We start from the raw sequence: 15972 nt of genomic DNA, 5'->3' as shown, positions 1-15972 counted from the left end.
TTCCCGGCGTTTATTGCAACCCGAGCGGCTGGCAACACCTGTTTATGGCTCGGTAAGCACCACAAGAAACTGACATCTCCCGAAAGAGAGCATGCGCCTTACCCCGTTTGAGGGAGGCGTGTCTGCGCGGACTTGCGGCAGTCCGCCGGGCAGAGCAATCGGCGTGTTTTCGGGCTCGCGGGCTCGGGCGAAAGAACGAGGGCGCGGCTGGCCAACGGCGTTCCCCGCAAGTGTGATCGGCAAGCGGCGAGAAAGCCGAACGGCCTGGAACTCGCTGTCGGTCTCCGTTAGTTTGTCGGGGAATGGGGCGGAGCAAAACCAGACCACCGACGACGCTATCGGCCCGGAAACCGGCGAGATCTCCACGACCTGAACGCCAAGCCACGTCGCCGACACCACACCGCACCGCCGTGGCCGGCTTTTGCTCCACCCATGGCCGACAATTGCTCCGTCGTTGACACCCAGAGCACTGCGATCCGAACCGCCTGTGATGCGATCCTTGCCGAGGACCCGATCCCGGCCGACTTCGCAGACGATGCGTGGTGGAGCTGAACGTCGCGGCTCAATGCTGCATTGTTGACATCAAGAAGCGCGGCCGATGTCTACTCGTTGCGAGGAAGAGTTTGAACGTGACGCGACAAACGTCAGAATTCCAGAATATCACTGAAGATTCGATGACGGCGACGGAGGGCTCATATCTCGCTGCCAATTTCGTAAGGCTTCGAGCACCGATTCAGTAGGCGAGTAAACAGGCTGATGAGATGCTGCAGCCGCGGCTCCGGTCACGGCCTTATCTAGAGCGGAAATCAGTGCGTGGCGATCAAGCCCGCCTTCCTGGATCAGATTGCAAATAACAGTAAATATTAGTACCGATATATCGGCATCTGTTCGCAGTGTTTCCTGCCGCGCGAAATTGTTAGACTCCTCAACTGCAGAGGCGAGGTTGGATATACTGAGCGCAAGCTTTCTCTGTGAGGCGGCGAGCGTTTTAATTTGCGTTTCAAGCCTGTTGAGGCGGTCAGTGTGTTCCACGATTCTTAGATCCCTTCTGCTGTAGGTTGATTGTGGCTAGAGGTTGTAACTATGCGGCAGCGCATCTCAACCGGTCAAATCTACAGTTCGCGATCCAATGTCTATAATGCTCGGGACGGATGCCATCAGACTGGCTAGAGCAACGTTCGGTCGCGCCTTTCCCGCTCGGAATATCTTAGCCAAATGAAGTACCAGCCCGCGAAGCGACGCACAGGAACCTGTCGATCCCGTTCATAGTCGCGGAGCCAACGGCGGGTCTTCACCTTCAGAAGCCCATAAGGAAGGTAGAGGTGGAAATGGGGCATCGCCAAATCTCCCGCAGAGATAGCAGGTCTGAGCACCTTAGCTGAGAGGCTTGGATTTTAGTAGACCCGACCGTATGCTGCATCGTAAGCATCTGCGTGGATACGGTTGGCTAGAGAAGGGGCGACGGATTATGGCTTTCATCGTTTTTTCGACGAATTCTAAAGGAGAGTCTCTTGTAGAACGAGTCAAGACGGCAGATGAGGCTTTGCGCATATCGAAAAATTTTAAGTCGGAGCATTCCCGTTCGCCGACGATCATCTCACCGGATGGGGAGGTGCATTTGTTTGACGGATTCGAAGCTGTCTGGAAGAGGCAAAAGACGAGTCGAAATTCGAAACAGAGAGTCGTGAAAACATATCGATAAGAAAGGCAATAATCAACTTTAGGTCGCGTATCCGACAGGGTTGTCGATGCTGATTCTTTGGAGCTGGTGTGCGAACCTCAAGTGTCTGCAGCCAAGGATACCGGCTGTTGATGACAGTTTTCTGTTGGATTTTGGCTGCGGAGTAGGCGGCTGAACTGCATATCGGACGGTGAGGCCATCGCCCCCGTTGCCGATTGACGTACCGAAGCCACGGCAAGAGCGGGGCTTTTTGATTCCAGGAGATCCATCATGAGCATGGCAATACCCATTTGACACCATCATCGGCAGTTCGATCTGGCGATTGTCCGCTTCAGAAAATGAGGCAATCTGTTTTGCACAGCCTATTTGGGCGCGATTCTGACGTCCCTTCGGGAGCCTGCGCGATTGGCGGCTAGAACAAGCTTACTCACCAACACTACATTTGGCGATTCCTTCTGAATAAAAATCTAATTTAATTCAATATATATTTCTATTGTGCTATCGTTACTTCACGATAAGCAATAAAGCACGAAAACAAGAAGGGGATCAGTTAATGACCCGAAGACTTGGACTGGTGTCGCAGAAGGGTGGGGTCGGCAAGAGCACGCTCGCCCGACTGATGGCCCGAGAGTTTGCAGAGTGCGGCTGGCGGGTCGCGATTGCCGATCTCGACACCGCACAGATCACAAGCACCGAATGGGCGTCGCGGCGGACCGAGGCGGGACGCCTGCCAGCAATCTCCGTCGCACCCGCGCGTACTGCCAGGGAGGTGCTGGCGAGGGCGGGCGAGACGGATCTGCTGATCTTCGATGCCCCACCCCATTCCATGCAGGGGACCAAGGCGATTGCCCAGGCGTCGGACCTGGTGGTGCTGCCGACGGGGCTCTCTCTCGACGACCTTCGGCCGACGGTCCTGCTTGCCCATGAGCTGGTTGGCGCCGGTATTGCCGTTGAGCGGATCGCCATTGCGCTCTGCCGGGTCGGTGATCGACCCAGGGAGATCGAGGAGGCCCGAGAGTACGTTGCCGATGCCGGCTATCTGGTGTTGTCGGGCTCGCTGCCCGAACGCACCGCCTATCGTCGCATCGCCGACCAGGGAGGTGCGCTGACGGAGGTTCTGTTTCCGACCTTGCGGGAACGGGCCGAAGAGCTTGCCGCGGCGATCGCCGCTCGGCTCATGGCCGTCACGACGAGCGAGATGGAGGTGGCCTGACGATGGCGCTCGATCTCCCTCCGCCAAGGATGAAGACGCCTGCGAATGCAGCTGACGGGGCCGCCAGGGCTGGTCTCCCCGGCAAGGGTCGGCCGCCGGGGCGTGAGGCCGTCCGCGAGACGCTCCGGCGCCCGGACCCGGCCGAGACCGTCGCCCTGAACTTCAAGGTGCCGGCCGGCTTCAAGCGCGACTTCAAGCAGGCCGCCCTCGACTACGGGGTCACCCAATCAGCCCTTCTGCAGGAGCTTCTGGCCGAGTTCCGCGCCCGGCGCGGTTGAGGGGGCTCGGCTGATGCAGGAGCTTGTCCGCACCCAGATCGACGGTGTCGCGCTCGATCCGGATCTTGCGCAGCGTCTCGAGGCCTTGGCGCCCGGGCGGATGCGGGACATTCTCGCGCGCTCGCTTGTCGAGGAACAGCGGGAGCGCAACGCAAGTGCGGCCCGCCAGGCGGCGATGAGCCCGGTCGCCCGTCGGATCGATCGGACCCGCGAGGCGATCGCAGCCCGTCCCCTGGCCGATGCCGACCGCCACCACATCCACAGCGTGATTGCGCTTTGTGGCCTGCCCTATCGGCGCCCGAAGGACGACCACCAGGACGTGGTGCGGGAGTATGGCCGCAGCTCGCTCATCGTCCAGCCGGGCTACCTGAAGGATCCCTATACCGGCGCCATGGTGCGTCAGGGTGTTCCGTACGGCCCCAAGGCCCGGCTGCTGATGCTCCACATCTGCACGATGGCGGTGCGCCAGAACACGCCGACGATCGACCTCGGCGATTCCATGAGCGCCTTCATTCGCGATCTCGGCTTTGCCGTGACCGGTGGGCGTCGGGGCACGATCACTCAGTTCAAGGAGCAGCTCAACCGGATCGCCGCCTCGCGGATCCAGCTTGGCCTGTGGAGCGGCACCGAGGCGCGCACCCTCAACAGCCAACCGATCAGCTCGTTCGACCTTTGGCTTCCACGGTCGCCGGACCAGCGCATGCTATGGAACTCGACGCTCACCCTTGATGATAGCTTCTTCCAGTCGTTGAAGGCGCATGCGCTCCCCGTCGATATCCGGGCCCTCAGAGCCTTTGCCCACTCGGCGCGCCAGATCGACATCATCCTGTGGCTCTCCTACAGGCTCCCCACCGTCAAACGCCCCTATCGGCTTGCCTGGCGGCCGCTTGCCGATCAGTTCGGCCGTGACGTGAAGACGTTCCGGCGGTTCAAGCGGGACTTTGCCGAGGACGTCGCCCAGATCCGCGCTGCCTTCCCAAGGCTGCGCATTCGCCTGGACGAGCGGGGCCTCCTCATGACGCCCAGCCGCACCGACCAGCTGTTCGTGCCGCCGAAGGGGAAGTAGCCGACAAGGCTCGTTTGCTGAGAAGGACGATGGCGGCGGGGAGCGGTGGTCAGGAGACGGGCTTTCGTTAAAGCCCGAAAGCAAGAGGTCGTGCTGGCACGACAGCACGCTTCGAGATCCGAGATGCAGCGGGTCCCCCATCGCGCCCCACGATGGTTGCCCAGCGTGACTGGCCGACATGCGAGCAGGTGGCGGTAAGTGGTTGGCGACGGGTCTTCTTGTCGGCGCGCCAAGTCGACCTTGCTGACAGGGGCCATGAATACGTAGTCGAGCGCGGCCTTAGCCGGCGACCCAGGCAGCGTGTTTTGGCAGAGCGTCGCCCCAATGCCGAGGCCCCGTCGCCTCAGAAACCCCCCACGCAGACTACGGTACACTGACGCCAAATCGCAGGTACGGAAATCCGGCGGATTCGGGGACGCCAACGCAGACTTCGGTACGCCCTTACGCAGACCACGGTACGATTCTGCCCAGAGCTACGCAGACCAAGGTACGCGGTCGCGCAGACAACGGTACGGTCATCACGCAGACCAGGGTACGCCGACGAGGCGGAATTCGTTGATGAGCGCGGCCTCTGGCAGGCCGCATATAGTTAGAACAGATATCTTATACCTATAAGACAACAGATAAGCTCACATATGCGACAGATGTTTGATTTTAAGATTTGACAAGAAAAAGGGCCCGCTTTGCAGCGGGCCCCGGATTTTGGATCAGGCGGCGCTCGATTTGTCAGCAAGCCAAGCCTGAAAACCGTCAACGTGGATGTAGATGCGTCCTCCAACACGAACAATGGCACCAGACTGATCAAGGCCGTTGGCGTCCCGGTGGAAGAGCCACCACCGCATCTTGCCTTCTGTCATCCAGGGTGCCTCAGCGACAATCTGTTTGACCGTCCGCAGCTTCGTGTGGTCGACGCGACCATCTCCCTCGTTCATCGGTCCCTCGTAAGGTCTGGGAAAGAGAAGAAGAAAGAAAGGGCCGCGAGGCCAGCGACGACAGCACGCGTCGCCACTGAAACGTATAGTCGAAACCGCCCTGAAAGTAAAGGTTGTTCCAGTATGGCGCTGGACAGCCACCCTGCGATGGTCCGCCAGACGCAGAACTCACCTTCAGCTATCGGCGCACGTCCGCGGCTTCTCCCTTGCTCTGGTGGGCTTGTCGTCGAATCGCTCACCTGCCTTGGCGATCAGCCTGCGATCGAACCGCATTCCTGATTGGCCAGACTTGTCGCCTGCCACCAACAGGATGCCTTTTCTGTGCGGCTCGAACGCAAATGCGAGGTGCCAGACATGGCCGCTTGCATCGAAATGTCGCCAACAGCGCTGTGTGGTTTTCCGGCTTCCGAGAGCGCCTCGTTTTCTTTGGCGAGCGAATCGCCGGGCGGCACCACCGAGGGGCGGGCTGAAAACCGTTGAGCGCAGTGGCCCTGCGTTGTCCCTGAGTGTGCCAAAAGTGTGCCAAAAACGCTGAAAGCCCCGTTCTCGGTGAACGGGGCTTTCAGAGAAAGTCTTTGTTTTCAGAGGCTTGGTTGGTTGCGGGGGTAGGATTTGAACCTACGACCTTCAGGTTATGAGCCCGGCGCGCTGCCGCTGCGCCACTCCGCTTGAAGGGCCTCAGTCGGCCTCGGCGCCGTCCATGAAGAGCGGCTCGGCGACGGCGCCGGCGCGGCGCTTCGCCGCAAACTCGCGGAAGGTGAGCGGCACGGGAGCGCCGACCTCGTAGAGGACGCCGTCACGCAGAATGCGGCTCGCTGCCGTGAACGTACGGACCAGAGGATCGTCGCCGGGAACGGCGTCCTCGACGGTCTTGCCGCCTGGCAGGACGCGGGTGCGCGGACGACGCGTCCCGCCGCGAAGAAGATTGGCCGCGGCGCGAAGCTCCTGAAGGGGGCGTGAGACGTCCGCGACGACCGTCACCTCTTCGGTGGCGGCCGTAGCCTTCTCCGCCGGCACCTCAACCTTCGGCGCTTCGGCGGCGGGCGCGGCCTCGGCCGGAGCGGGCTTCGACACCGTCTTGGTCTCGGCGGTCTCCGCCGGCGCGTCGGCCTTCGGAGCCTCCGCCGCGGGCTCGGCCTGGTCCGGCTTCTTGCTGGCGGCCGGAGTGGTGTTCGTCGGCGCTTTGGCCATGTCTCAAAGTCCCTTTCAAGAGGCGCGGAGCGGCATTGCCGGACCGGGATCAGGCGGCTCCAGCGGTTAGGCGGTGATCGCGTCCTGCAGCAGGAACGAGACGCCCGGCGCGCAGATCAGCTCGCGCACCCGCTCGCCGGAGCGCACAACCTTGCCGCCCTCCAGGCCGACGTTCTGGTCGACCATCGAGCCGGCGATCTTGGAGCCGTAGACGGCGGTGAAGCCGTGGGTCACGGACCCCTGCTCGGGGAGCGTGTTCGGGTTGATGAACTGGAACAGGATGTCGGCGCCCCAGACACGCTGGACGTCGGCGGCCTGGCCGAACTTGGCGGCATCCATGTAGGCGGTGCCAACGTTCAGCTTGCGCAGCTCGAAGAGGTCGATGAACTGCTGCTTGGTGATCATGCCCTCGCTGGTCAGGTTGCCCTTCACGGCGTTGACCAGCTTCGGGTGCGAGGAGAGCTTCGACCAGGTCGCCTGGCCCATGGTCACCTGGTTCGGGCGGAAGACCAGCGTGGACTCCAGGCACTCCTTGATCACCCCGATCGGATCGGAGTTGTCGTAGTCGGAGAACTGGTCGGTGCCTGAGAGCGCGAGCTTCTGGCTCGACGGGTAGTTCGCCGGATCCTGAACCATCCGCGCGACGCGGATCTCGCGGTTCGTCTGGTTGTAGTCCTCGATGCCGGTGATTGCGCGCTGCTCCGGATCGAAGTTGCCGAGGCCCTGGGCGCGCATCCGCTCCGCTTCGTTGATGTCGGAGATCGGCACGGGCGCTTCCAGGCCGTAGTCGTGGACCGCACTTTCCTCGCGGCTGCCCGAGAACTCGACCCGCGGCACACGGCCGGTCCGGCCGACGCGGTTGTCGACGACCCGGAAGCCTTCCTCCAGCGGGTACTTGGTCCAGGAAAAGCGCTCGCCGAACACCTGGACGCGGGGCAGGACGTCGTCGGCGATGAAGGCGTAGGCCGGATTGCGGTAGCCGATCGCCAGCGCGGTCAGCACCGGATCGACGGGGAACGGGCGGTTGGGAGCCATGGGCTTCGGGACCTCGGTTCGAAAGAGCGGTGCGGGCGGCGCCGGCGACTAGGCCGCCGCCGGCGTGACGATGAGCGACGGCGCCACGTGGATCGGCAGGACGTCGCCGGTGGTGCCCTCGGCGCGGATGAAGCCGACGACGAAGACGGTCTCGCCTTCGACGGCCACGGCCTTGACGGCGCGGCCGTTGGCGTCGGCGGTGACCGGATCGTTGAAATCGAGGTCTCCGCCGGCGACGACCTCGGTGAGGCCGGCGACGGTGACGTCGAGCATCTCGCCGGCCGGGCCGCCGACGCGCTCGGAGACGCCGAGGTTCTTGTCGGTCGCGGCCGCGCCGGCGGCGACCTTCCCGGCGGTGCCGCTGGCCGCCACGATCAGGCGGCCGCCGACGGCTGATGCCGCCTCGAAGGAGCGGATGTCCCGGTTGAGGGAGTAGCTCGACATGGGCCTCAGCCTTTCTTCGTCTTGGTCGCCCGCACCTGGGCGAAGGCGTCGAGGTAGGTGATCGGGTTGCCGGCGTCGTTCTGGGCCTTCTGGAAGGCGGTGACCTCGGCGGCGAGGGTCGCGGGCGTGACCTCGTCGGCCGCGCCGGTCTCCGGCGTCTTGCCATCGAGGCCGGAGGCGCCGAGACCTTCCGGCGTGGCGGCGAGCAGCGCGGTGACTTGCTTGAGGCCGTCATCGGTGGCGCAGAGCGCCGCGAAGGTCTCGCGCTGGGCCGGGACGATCTTCTTGGCCTTCAGCGCGGCCTCCAGGAGGCCGTCGACGGTGCCCTTGCGGATCGACGCCTTCAGCTCGGCGAGCTCGTCCTTGGTGGCCGAGAGCGTAGAGAGGGTCTGGCCGTGGACCTCGGCCGACACGGTGCCGGACTTGAGGGTGGTGATCGCCGACAGGCAGGCCTGCTCGTCCGCGGTGTCGGCGAGCCCAAGGGCCGCCGCGATGGTCTTGCTCATCGAAGTCTCCGGTTTCTGGGAAGCGTCGTGCCGGGCATCGGCGAGCGCCGGCATGTTCGCGAGATCGGGCGCGGTCACCAGCGCGACGGAATGGATCCAGGTCGCGTTGCCCTGCTCGTCGTGGGGGAAGCTCGGCGAGATGTAGCGGTGGGTGCGCGCGGTCAGCGCGGCCTTGCCGGCATCGAGCCACTCGACGCGGCCGTAGATGCCCATCGTGGTCAGGCACTGCTGAGCGGTCAGCACGGCGCACCGGAGCGCCAGGGCGTGCTCTTGGAAATGGGGCTCGGCTTCCATCCGGCACGTCACCTTGCGGAGGCCATACCTTCTTCTGCATCGCCGGTTCGAGATCCGAGAGCGTCTTGAGGTTCGCCTGATGATCGGCGAGATCGGTGCCGGGAAGCCGCTTCCGGCTGTCCGGTGAGAGACCCGTCCAGATCTCCACGGCGCGCCTAATGGAACGATCAGAAAGGCCCACCTTTTCGGCCACTTCAGATCGAATGGCCAAGATGGCCATTTGATTTTCATCCGCGTTCTGAACGGCTTGGCTCTTCCGATCGCCGCCGTGCCGGATCTCCGGGTGGAGTTCTTCATAGACAGCAATCAACTCGGAAAGGTTTGCCGCGCGGTCGAGCTTGGTGAGCTCGTTGCGGGCGACGTTCTCAAGGATCTCGGTGAGCCGGCGCTCCTGATCCTTGATCCAGGCCGCTGGCGTCACGCGTGCGTCGATCGCATCCCAGCCGAGCGAGACGGCAGCAGCGAGCCGATGCGCGCCAGCCATAAGCGAATAGCGTTCGCTGTTCTCGTGAACGACCGAGATCGGCTGGAGAAGGCCCTGTGTCTTCATCAACGCGGCAAGCGCCTCGACCCAGGCCGGATCGGTTTGCCGCAGCCGCTGTCCGACGTCGATCGATGCGACGGGGATCGTCTCGTAGGTGACGCGCACCCCGCTCATTGGGCCGCGACCTCGATCACCGCCTGGATCGCCGGTGCGACGGTCCAGGCGATCGCCAGCAGGAGGCAGGCGCCGACGATGAGTGTCGCAAGCGGCTCACTCGCGCGCCGCGATGTGAACCTGTCAGCGCTCTTTCCAAACCCGGACAGTTTCGTCTTCATGCGGCACGCCTCTTGTCTGTGGCCGTGGCGGCTTTCGGACTCGCGGAGCGGGCCTTGGTGGGGGTAGGCTCCCCTTGCGACGAGAACGGATAGCGATCGGGCCAGAGGCTCGCGGGTGACACGCCGAGAAAGTCGGCGATCGCCTGCTCTCCGGCGCGGTGGCGCCTGACAAGTGCGACACGGCAAGACGATTCCGCGAGCCCATTGGCGAGAGCGATCCCGGTAAGGGTCTGCCCACTCCGGTGGATCGCGGCTCGTATGTCGTGCTGGTCGAGGCGCTGTGCGGCCTTCGTCATCGTCGTCTCCGAGGGGCCGGTCTGGCAGGGCCGGCTTTTTTCGGTGGGCAAATCACGAACGTGACGAATGATGCGTGAACATTCACGCATCGTCAACGGTGGATGCGTGAATGTTCACGATGGGTCGATGACGTCCGGTGTGTCTGGTTTCGCGGACCGACTAAAGCGACTGCAAGGACAGCAGAGCGCGCGAGCATTTGCGCGGTCGATCGGGATCGCGGAGGGCACGTTACGAACGCTGCTGGGTGGAGGGAGGCCGAGCCTGGAAACCCTGGTCGCTATCGCCAAAACGGAAGGGGTCCGAATTGCCTGGCTCGCGGCTGGCGAAGGTCCGATGCGGCCACCACAGACCGCCGAAGGGCTGCGCTCCACCGTTCCTCGTCTCGACGAGGAACTGTTCCGACAAGTCTCCGCTGTAGTCTCCGATGCGCACGACGCTGAAGGAGTGAGGCTTCCGTCTAGCGGTTTGGTCAGCGAGACGGCCGCTGCCTACAACGAGCTACTGGCCCGTGCGGAGGATCCGGCGGATTCAGATGAACTCGAATCGCTGCTTCCCTGGCTGGAGGCTCGCCTCCGAAAGCGGTTGAGGTCAGCCCGCGAAGAACCCGGAACCGGTAAACGCTTGGCTTGATGTTGGTCAGCCCCGCAACCTGAAATTCTCCGTTTCGCGGTTCAATCCGCAATATCCAGGGGGAGGCCGTAGTTAACGCCCAACGGTTGGAAATCCTTCTTTACACACCTTACAATTGTGAGATGATCGCCGATCAACCACCGGCCGGGGGCGGCGAGATGGGAAGCAAGAAGCGTGCAGCGTCGGCGGCGGAAGTCGCAAACTATGTTGGCTCGATCACGTGCGAGCTCCGAGACATGTCACGGGATGCCGACCTGACGTTCCTCTCCTATCTTCTCGGGATGGCGCACCTGGTCGCAAATGAGCACCCGGAGCGCGCTCCCGAAGCGAAGGCGACTACGCAGGTGCAGTGAAGGTCTCCAGCTGCGACAGTTGCGCGGCACACGTCCGCCGGACAAACTGGGGAATGTGCAACCTTTACAGCATCACGAAGGGCCAACAGGCGATCGTCCAGTTCACGCGTGCGATGCGTGATCGGGCGGGAAATCTGCCTCCGCTCCCGGCGGTATTCCCGGACATGCTGCCCCCGTCGTTCGCGCCGGCGACGACGGTGAGCGGGAACTCGCCATGCTGCGCTGGGGAATGCCGACCCCGCCGCGTTACCTCAAGGGTCCGGTCGACCGAGGTGTCACCAACATCCGCAACGTCGCCTCGCCGCACTGGCGGCGCTGGACGGGGCCGGAATCGCGCTGCCTGGTGATGGCGACCTCCTTTTGCGAGCCGAGCGACGCGCCCGGCCCGGACGGACGCAAGGTGTGGACCCGGTTCGCCCTGTCGGAAGACCGTCCGCTCTTTGCTTTCGCAGGGATTTGGTGCCGCTGGCAGGGCGCCCGCGGCACACAGAAGGCTCCCGAGGAAGGTGAGCACGAGCTATTCGGCCTCCTCACCACGGAGCCGAACGGAGTGGTGTGCCCGGTCCACTCCAAGGCGATGCCGGTGATCCTCACCACCGCCGAAGAGATGGACGACTGGATGTCGGCGCCGATGAAAGAGGCGTTGAAGCTTCAGCGGCCGCTGCCAGATGAGATGTTGGAGGTTGTCGGGACGGGCAAGCGCGTAGATGGCGTCGAACATTGACTCTTTAATGTCTCCCGCCGAACCTTCCGCAAGCTAAGGAAGGAAGCGATGCACGCACCATTCGAATTGGCCGAAGGACGGGCGCGGCTACAGCGCATAATCGATGAGTTCCCTCCCGATAGCCCTCATTGGAACGAGGCACAAAATCGATTCCAATTCATCGACCGGCTACTGACCGAATGCCTAGGTTGGGAACGCCCCAATCTCACTGTCGAGGAAACTGACGAAGCTGGCGGCAGAGCCGATTACGTTCTCGGACACCCTCCCAAGGCAGTTCTAGAGGCAAAAAAAGAAGCACGTCATTTTGGCTCCCTTCCATCAGGAAAGCCCACAGTTGTAAAGAATCTCGCATCCCTCCTCGCGGTTTCCAAAATTTTATCTGCCGCCGCAACTCAAGTTCTAGGTTACTGCGTTATAAAGGGCGCCCCGGTAGCTATTGTCTGCAATGGTCCACAGCTTGTGGTCTTTCAAGCTCTGACGCCTGGTCAGTACCCGCTCGAGGGAGAGTGCTATTGCTTTGATGGATTTGCCGATTACATATCACATTTTGGAATATTATGGTCAATTCTGTCACCAGAAGGAATTACGGAAAATCGAGCAAGCCGTGAGTTGACACAGTACCGCAATCCCCGCATTCCACCTAAGGCCTCAGAATTTATCCCGGAGCCCACGAAGCACAGATATCGAAGCCAATTTCAGGAAAATCTAAGAGAGCTATCCTCTCTATTACTAGAAGCAATCGAAGATAATGAGGACGTAAAAACAAAGTTCTATGAGGAGTGCTACGTCTCTCTTGAAGCCAACAATCGCCACCTGCTGCTTAGTAAGAGCATCATTTCAAGCCGGTATCGCCGGGTAAGCGGGGATGGAGTTGCTCCTTCGGCCTTTGACGCCGTAGCAGGAACCAACCAGGTCGGGGAGTTAACATTCGATGGAGCCGCGTCTGAAGGCGTCGCTGGGTCACGCCCGATTGTTGTAATCGGCGATGTTGGCGTAGGAAAAACCTCGTTTTTCGAAAACCTATACGAGCAAATGGACCAATCAGAAAAGTCAAATACCTATTTTATTCATATAAATTTGGGCGTAAAAGCCAATCTCAGTACTGACGTTAAGACTTATGTGATATACGAAATACCATCCGTTTTGAGGCGTCAATATAATGTCGACATAGATAGCATGGATTTTGTGAAATCCATCTATCATAACGAAATGCGGACCTTTGACGATGGTGTTAAAGGCTCTCTCAAGGAGGTTGACCCTAAAGAATACCAGAAGGAACGTGTGTCGTTTTTATCCTCTCTTGTCGACAGAAGGGATAATCATCTTCATGCAGCGCTTGGGCATCTGCGTAGAGGGCGAAATAAACAGATAATCCTAGTTATGGACAATGCGGACCAGCGCAATTTGAACGTGCAGCAGGAAGCTTTTCTGATATCGCAAGAGCTTGCTGCAACTCGAAATGTAGTCGTTTTTGTTGCACTGAGGCCTAGCACATTTTTCTCGTCGAAGACGACGGGTGCGCTCGCGGGATACCAAAATAAAATTCTTACAATCTCACCCCCACCTGCCGATGAGGTAGTCCAGAGGCGGCTGGCTTTCGCTGTTCGAGTGGCTGAAGGCAAGGTGGCACCCGCAGCCCTTTCAAATATTCGCCTCCAACTAGGTAGCGTCGTATCATTTTTTACTGCGACCTTGCGTTCCATTCGAACCAACGAGGCAATTCGCCAATTCCTGAGCAATATAACGGGTGGAAACACCCGCGCTGTGATTGAGCTGATCACCTCGTTTGTCGGCAGTCCTAATGTGGACTCCCAGAAAATCGTTCGGATTGAGGAGGAAGAGGGTGATTACCGAGTCCCCCTGCATGAATTTACAAAACATGCCCTCTTGGGAGAGTATGCTTACTTCAATTCGCAATCATCACTTGTCGCTTGCAATATTTTTGACATTAGCACCGCGGATCCGAGGGAGCATTTTCTTCTTAGTTTAATCATATCATATTTAAGCTCGAATATAGGTGTTCGAGACAGTGATGGATTTTTCAGCGGTGCAGCAGTCTTGGCCGAGATGTCACAACAAGGCTTTTTGGAGCATCAAGTTAGGCATGCGTTGCGGAGAGGCGCCGAGAAGCGCCTGATTGAAACGCCACATGCACATTATCGGGAAATTCCGGTTTCAGAAGACGAGTTGCCGGAACAATTTTACTTTAGAGCGACATCTGTTGGAGTGTATCATGTAAAATTCTGGACAGGTGCCTTTGCGTTTCTCGATGCGACCTCGATCGATACACCGATTTTTGTCGAGTCAGTTCGCGACGAGATTGCTAAACATGCGGCTTCATTCGAGATTAGTGAAAGGCATCGGCGCGCCACTCTGTTCAAGGAGTACCTCTTTGACCAATGGCATTTGGCGAACATCGGCGCTTCGTACTACGATTTTGGCACCTTGCTTTCGGCTCAGGTGGAATCGTTCGACCAAGTGAAGAGATTTATAGACCGGGGCCATAGCTATGGTCGGAAGAAGCGCCGTCCGGCGAGACGACCGCATCGGGCCTAGGTCCGAAATTCGGCCTATAGTTCGGGCGGCATCCAAGACTACGCTTCCTAGCTGTGCCGAGTTCCCGCTTTCGCGACCTCAAACGGTCCGAGATCGCCCTAAAAGTTCTCGATTTGGCAAATGCTTGGACGCTGGTCGCCAGGATCATAGGTCCGGCTTGCACGCTTCCCACTTTTGGGACCTTCGGCTGTTGTTCTCCAATAACTTAGTAAGGCTCTCGATTTGCGCCACTGGCCGACAAGAAAAGGGATGCGCAAGTTTGGATGGCATTCCCGACAGCCTGGACAGGGAACTGCCGCTGCACTTCAATTCCGGTTATACCTCTGAGAATGCGCGGGTTTTCGCGTGATCCCGCCTAATCCCGGAGAATCCCGCTTAACCCCGCCTATGCCAACCGAAGTTGCGCGTTACACATGCGGGTGATCCAGGTGTCGCGGGCATGATCGATGGCGAGGCGCGCCTGCAGGCAGGCGAGGCGCTCGCCGCCGGCGGCGAAGGTCTCCGCGGCGAGCCGCAGCTGGCCGCGATCCGGCCGGTCCTCCGCGTCGAAGATCGTCACCAGCTCGCCGCTCGCCAGCCCGAGGCCGACATTCAGGGCCTTGGGCTTGGTGCGTGGCCCTTCCGGCGGCACCACCACCACCCGGTGGCCGGGCGGCAGGAAGACGGCGTCGAAGGCGGCCCGGGTTTCGGCGTCGTCGCTCTCCAGCAGGTAGAGGACGTCGAGCCGGTCGCGGGGGTAGTCGAGGCGGCGCAGGCTGGCGATCAGGGGCCCGATCGAGGCGGCCTCGCGGTAGAGCGGGACCAGGATGGAATAGGTGGGCAGGGCCTGGTCACCGAGCGGGCGGAGCGGCCGCGGCTGGTCGGGCACCATGGCGGTGCTCGCCACACCGCGCACCGCCGCCAAGCCGAGCAGCACGAGGCCGGTGAAGAGGCTCGCCGCGAGCGCCACCGCTGCCGGTGCCGCGACGGCTCCTGCGGCCGCGGAGATGACGATGGGCGGCATCATGGTGCGCTGGACCGGGGAGAGGACCGCCCGGGCCGACAGCGCCGCCGGCAGTCCGTGATCCCAGCGGAGGTGGGTGGGCGCGCTGACCGGCGTGCGGCGGCGGCGCGCCTTGCGGATGGCGGCCGGGTCGGTGAACACGAGGGCCGACGCGGCAGCCGTGCGTTCGCAGGCCGCCGCGCACAGACCGGGCACCTGGGAATAGCCGGGGGCGAGCGCAAGCAGCGGCGCGGTGTCGCCTTCGATGGCGCAGACGCGATCCGGCATCTCGCGCACCGCGCGCGCGAACCGATCGGTCTCGCACGGCGACAGCACCCGCGCGAACGGCAGCCCGAGCCATGCGGCGAGATCCGCGCTCTGTTGCGCGGACAGGCCGTCGCCGAAGGGTGGCTCGGTGCTTGCCCGGCCTGCTGCCGTCACCTGCCGATCGCCACGGCAGGCAAAGCGTTCGGCTGCAGCAAGAAGGTGATCGGGCGGGAGCGTCCGCACCCGGAGGGCAACGGCCTGCCGTATGTCGCGCTCGCGCGTCAGGATCAATCGGCTGCGGGCCTGGCGGACGAGCCGGCGCAGCCGGTCGGCCGGGATCTGCCGAGCGGTCTCGACGGTCAGGGCGACGATGGGGCCGGCACCGGTGCTGCCGATCCGCACGGGGGCGACGCGCGCCCGGGCAATCTGTGGGACGAGGTCGACGGCATCGGCCGGGTCGAGATCGAGATCGCCGACGGTCGCCGCGCGCAGCCCGAACCTCGCGGCAACAGCGAACAGATCGGAAGCCGGTGGCCGATCATTGCCCCCGACCACCATTCCCCGTCGGCGGACGGCCTCCGGGAAGGGCGGCGGACGGCCGCGGGGGAAGGCGGAATCCGGGGGCCGGACGTGCCGGATCTCGAACTCCGCCTCTTGCTCCATCGCCCGCCCCTTGATCTTCAATCAGAGATTGATACAGGGTG

14 protein-coding genes, 1 tRNA gene and 2 pseudogenes are annotated in these 15972 nt (G+C 61.7%); 7 read left to right on the top strand and 10 right to left on the bottom strand.

The window, feature by feature from the left end:
• Window positions 1-660: 660 nt before the first annotated feature.
• Entirely contained in the window at window positions 661-1032 is a 372-nt protein-coding gene (locus tag ACSSVZ_RS22615) for a hypothetical protein (RefSeq protein ID WP_453973058.1), read from the bottom strand.
• 1202 nt (window positions 1033-2234) lie between these two features.
• On the opposite strand from ACSSVZ_RS22615, the gene ACSSVZ_RS22610 reads away from it, so the two are divergent.
• The 3 genes from ACSSVZ_RS22610 to ACSSVZ_RS22600 are packed head-to-tail and all read left to right on the top strand — an operon-like array spanning window position 2235 to window position 4238.
• On the top strand, window positions 2235-2894 hold the full coding sequence (locus ACSSVZ_RS22610; protein WP_453973056.1) for a nucleotide-binding protein: 660 nt from the start codon (window positions 2235-2237) through the stop codon (window positions 2892-2894).
• Between the two features lie 2 nt (window positions 2895-2896).
• Window positions 2897-3172, top strand: coding sequence for a hypothetical protein (locus tag ACSSVZ_RS22605; protein WP_453973055.1), 276 nt, complete (start codon window positions 2897-2899; stop codon window positions 3170-3172).
• A 13-nt stretch (window positions 3173-3185) separates the two neighbouring features.
• Window positions 3186-4238, top strand: a complete 1053-nt coding sequence (locus tag ACSSVZ_RS22600; RefSeq protein WP_453973054.1) for a replication protein RepA — start codon at window positions 3186-3188, stop codon at window positions 4236-4238.
• 707 nt (window positions 4239-4945) lie between these two features.
• On the opposite strand, the gene ACSSVZ_RS22595 is transcribed toward ACSSVZ_RS22600, so the two are convergent.
• From ACSSVZ_RS22595 to ACSSVZ_RS22560, 8 genes and pseudogenes are all read right to left on the bottom strand, one after another.
• On the bottom strand, window positions 4946-5170 hold the full coding sequence (locus ACSSVZ_RS22595; protein WP_453973053.1) for a hypothetical protein: 225 nt from the start codon (window positions 5168-5170) through the stop codon (window positions 4946-4948).
• Window positions 5171-5764: 594 nt separating this feature from the next.
• Window positions 5765-5839: transfer RNA gene (locus ACSSVZ_RS22590), tRNA-Met, on the bottom strand.
• Window positions 5840-5848: 9 nt separating this feature from the next.
• Complete coding sequence (locus ACSSVZ_RS22585) at window positions 5849-6361, bottom strand: hypothetical protein (RefSeq protein WP_453973052.1); 513 nt, start codon at window positions 6359-6361, stop codon at window positions 5849-5851.
• Between the two features lie 66 nt (window positions 6362-6427).
• On the bottom strand, window positions 6428-7396 hold the full coding sequence (locus tag ACSSVZ_RS22580; protein WP_453973051.1) for a capsid protein: 969 nt from the start codon (window positions 7394-7396) through the stop codon (window positions 6428-6430).
• Between the two features lie 48 nt (window positions 7397-7444).
• Window positions 7445-7840 (bottom strand): hypothetical protein, encoded by a 396-nt coding sequence (locus ACSSVZ_RS22575; RefSeq protein WP_453973050.1) that lies wholly within the window; start codon window positions 7838-7840, stop codon window positions 7445-7447.
• Window positions 7841-7845: 5 nt separating this feature from the next.
• Window positions 7846-8640 (bottom strand): phage protease, encoded by a 795-nt coding sequence (locus ACSSVZ_RS22570; RefSeq protein ID WP_453973049.1) that lies wholly within the window; start codon window positions 8638-8640, stop codon window positions 7846-7848.
• A 418-nt stretch (window positions 8641-9058) separates the two neighbouring features.
• Window positions 9059-9298, bottom strand: a pseudogene (locus ACSSVZ_RS22565) (ParB N-terminal domain-containing protein); the annotation flags it as partial.
• 157 nt (window positions 9299-9455) lie between these two features.
• A complete protein-coding gene (locus ACSSVZ_RS22560; RefSeq protein ID WP_453973048.1) occupies window positions 9456-9755 on the bottom strand; it encodes a helix-turn-helix domain-containing protein in 300 nt (99 codons plus the stop codon).
• A 67-nt stretch (window positions 9756-9822) separates the two neighbouring features.
• Here ACSSVZ_RS22560 and ACSSVZ_RS22555 point away from each other — a divergent pair, with 67 nt between their 5' ends.
• The 4 genes and pseudogenes from ACSSVZ_RS22555 (at window position 9823) to ACSSVZ_RS22540 (ending at window position 14019) form a co-directional block, all read left to right on the top strand.
• Complete coding sequence (locus ACSSVZ_RS22555; RefSeq protein ID WP_453973047.1) at window positions 9823-10386, top strand: helix-turn-helix domain-containing protein; 564 nt, start codon at window positions 9823-9825, stop codon at window positions 10384-10386.
• A 122-nt stretch (window positions 10387-10508) separates the two neighbouring features.
• Window positions 10509-10739 carry a hypothetical protein gene (locus ACSSVZ_RS22550; protein ID WP_453973046.1) on the top strand — a complete coding sequence of 77 codons (231 nt, stop codon included), beginning with the start codon at window positions 10509-10511 and terminating at the stop codon, window positions 10737-10739.
• Between the two features lie 53 nt (window positions 10740-10792).
• A pseudogene (locus ACSSVZ_RS22545) lies at window positions 10793-11463 on the top strand (SOS response-associated peptidase).
• 48 nt (window positions 11464-11511) lie between these two features.
• Complete coding sequence (locus tag ACSSVZ_RS22540) at window positions 11512-14019, top strand: hypothetical protein (RefSeq protein WP_453973045.1); 2508 nt, start codon at window positions 11512-11514, stop codon at window positions 14017-14019.
• Window positions 14020-14404: 385 nt separating this feature from the next.
• Here ACSSVZ_RS22540 and ACSSVZ_RS22535 read toward each other — a convergent pair whose 3' ends face one another.
• A complete protein-coding gene (locus ACSSVZ_RS22535; RefSeq protein ID WP_453973044.1) occupies window positions 14405-15931 on the bottom strand; it encodes a glycosyltransferase in 1527 nt (508 codons plus the stop codon).
• Window positions 15932-15972: the final 41 nt, after the last annotated feature.

It is taken from the genome of Amorphus sp. MBR-141 (genome assembly GCF_053628695.1).
Note: the sequence above shows the minus strand (reverse complement) of the source record. Positions and strands in the feature narration are given on the sequence as shown.

What these genes read in the sequence shown, in the direction of transcription:
- ACSSVZ_RS22610 (WP_453973056.1), top strand. Translation starts at nt 2,235, where the DNA reads ATGACCCGAAGACTTGGACTGGTGTCGCAGAAGGGTGGGGTCGGCAAG.
- ACSSVZ_RS22605 (WP_453973055.1), top strand. Translation starts at nt 2,897, where the DNA reads ATGGCGCTCGATCTCCCTCCGCCAAGGATGAAGACGCCTGCGAATGCA.
- ACSSVZ_RS22600 (WP_453973054.1), top strand. Translation starts at nt 3,186, where the DNA reads ATGCAGGAGCTTGTCCGCACCCAGATCGACGGTGTCGCGCTCGATCCG.
- ACSSVZ_RS22595 (WP_453973053.1), bottom strand. Translation starts at nt 5,170, where the DNA reads ATGAACGAGGGAGATGGTCGCGTCGACCACACGAAGCTGCGGACGGTC.
- ACSSVZ_RS22585 (WP_453973052.1), bottom strand. Translation starts at nt 6,361, where the DNA reads ATGGCCAAAGCGCCGACGAACACCACTCCGGCCGCCAGCAAGAAGCCG.
- ACSSVZ_RS22580 (WP_453973051.1), bottom strand. Translation starts at nt 7,396, where the DNA reads ATGGCTCCCAACCGCCCGTTCCCCGTCGATCCGGTGCTGACCGCGCTG.
- ACSSVZ_RS22575 (WP_453973050.1), bottom strand. Translation starts at nt 7,840, where the DNA reads ATGTCGAGCTACTCCCTCAACCGGGACATCCGCTCCTTCGAGGCGGCA.
- ACSSVZ_RS22570 (WP_453973049.1), bottom strand. Translation starts at nt 8,640, where the DNA reads ATGGAAGCCGAGCCCCATTTCCAAGAGCACGCCCTGGCGCTCCGGTGC.
- ACSSVZ_RS22560 (WP_453973048.1), bottom strand. Translation starts at nt 9,755, where the DNA reads ATGACGAAGGCCGCACAGCGCCTCGACCAGCACGACATACGAGCCGCG.
- ACSSVZ_RS22555 (WP_453973047.1), top strand. Translation starts at nt 9,823, where the DNA reads ATGATGCGTGAACATTCACGCATCGTCAACGGTGGATGCGTGAATGTT.
- ACSSVZ_RS22550 (WP_453973046.1), top strand. Translation starts at nt 10,509, where the DNA reads ATGATCGCCGATCAACCACCGGCCGGGGGCGGCGAGATGGGAAGCAAG.
- ACSSVZ_RS22540 (WP_453973045.1), top strand. Translation starts at nt 11,512, where the DNA reads ATGCACGCACCATTCGAATTGGCCGAAGGACGGGCGCGGCTACAGCGC.
- ACSSVZ_RS22535 (WP_453973044.1), bottom strand. Translation starts at nt 15,931, where the DNA reads ATGGAGCAAGAGGCGGAGTTCGAGATCCGGCACGTCCGGCCCCCGGAT.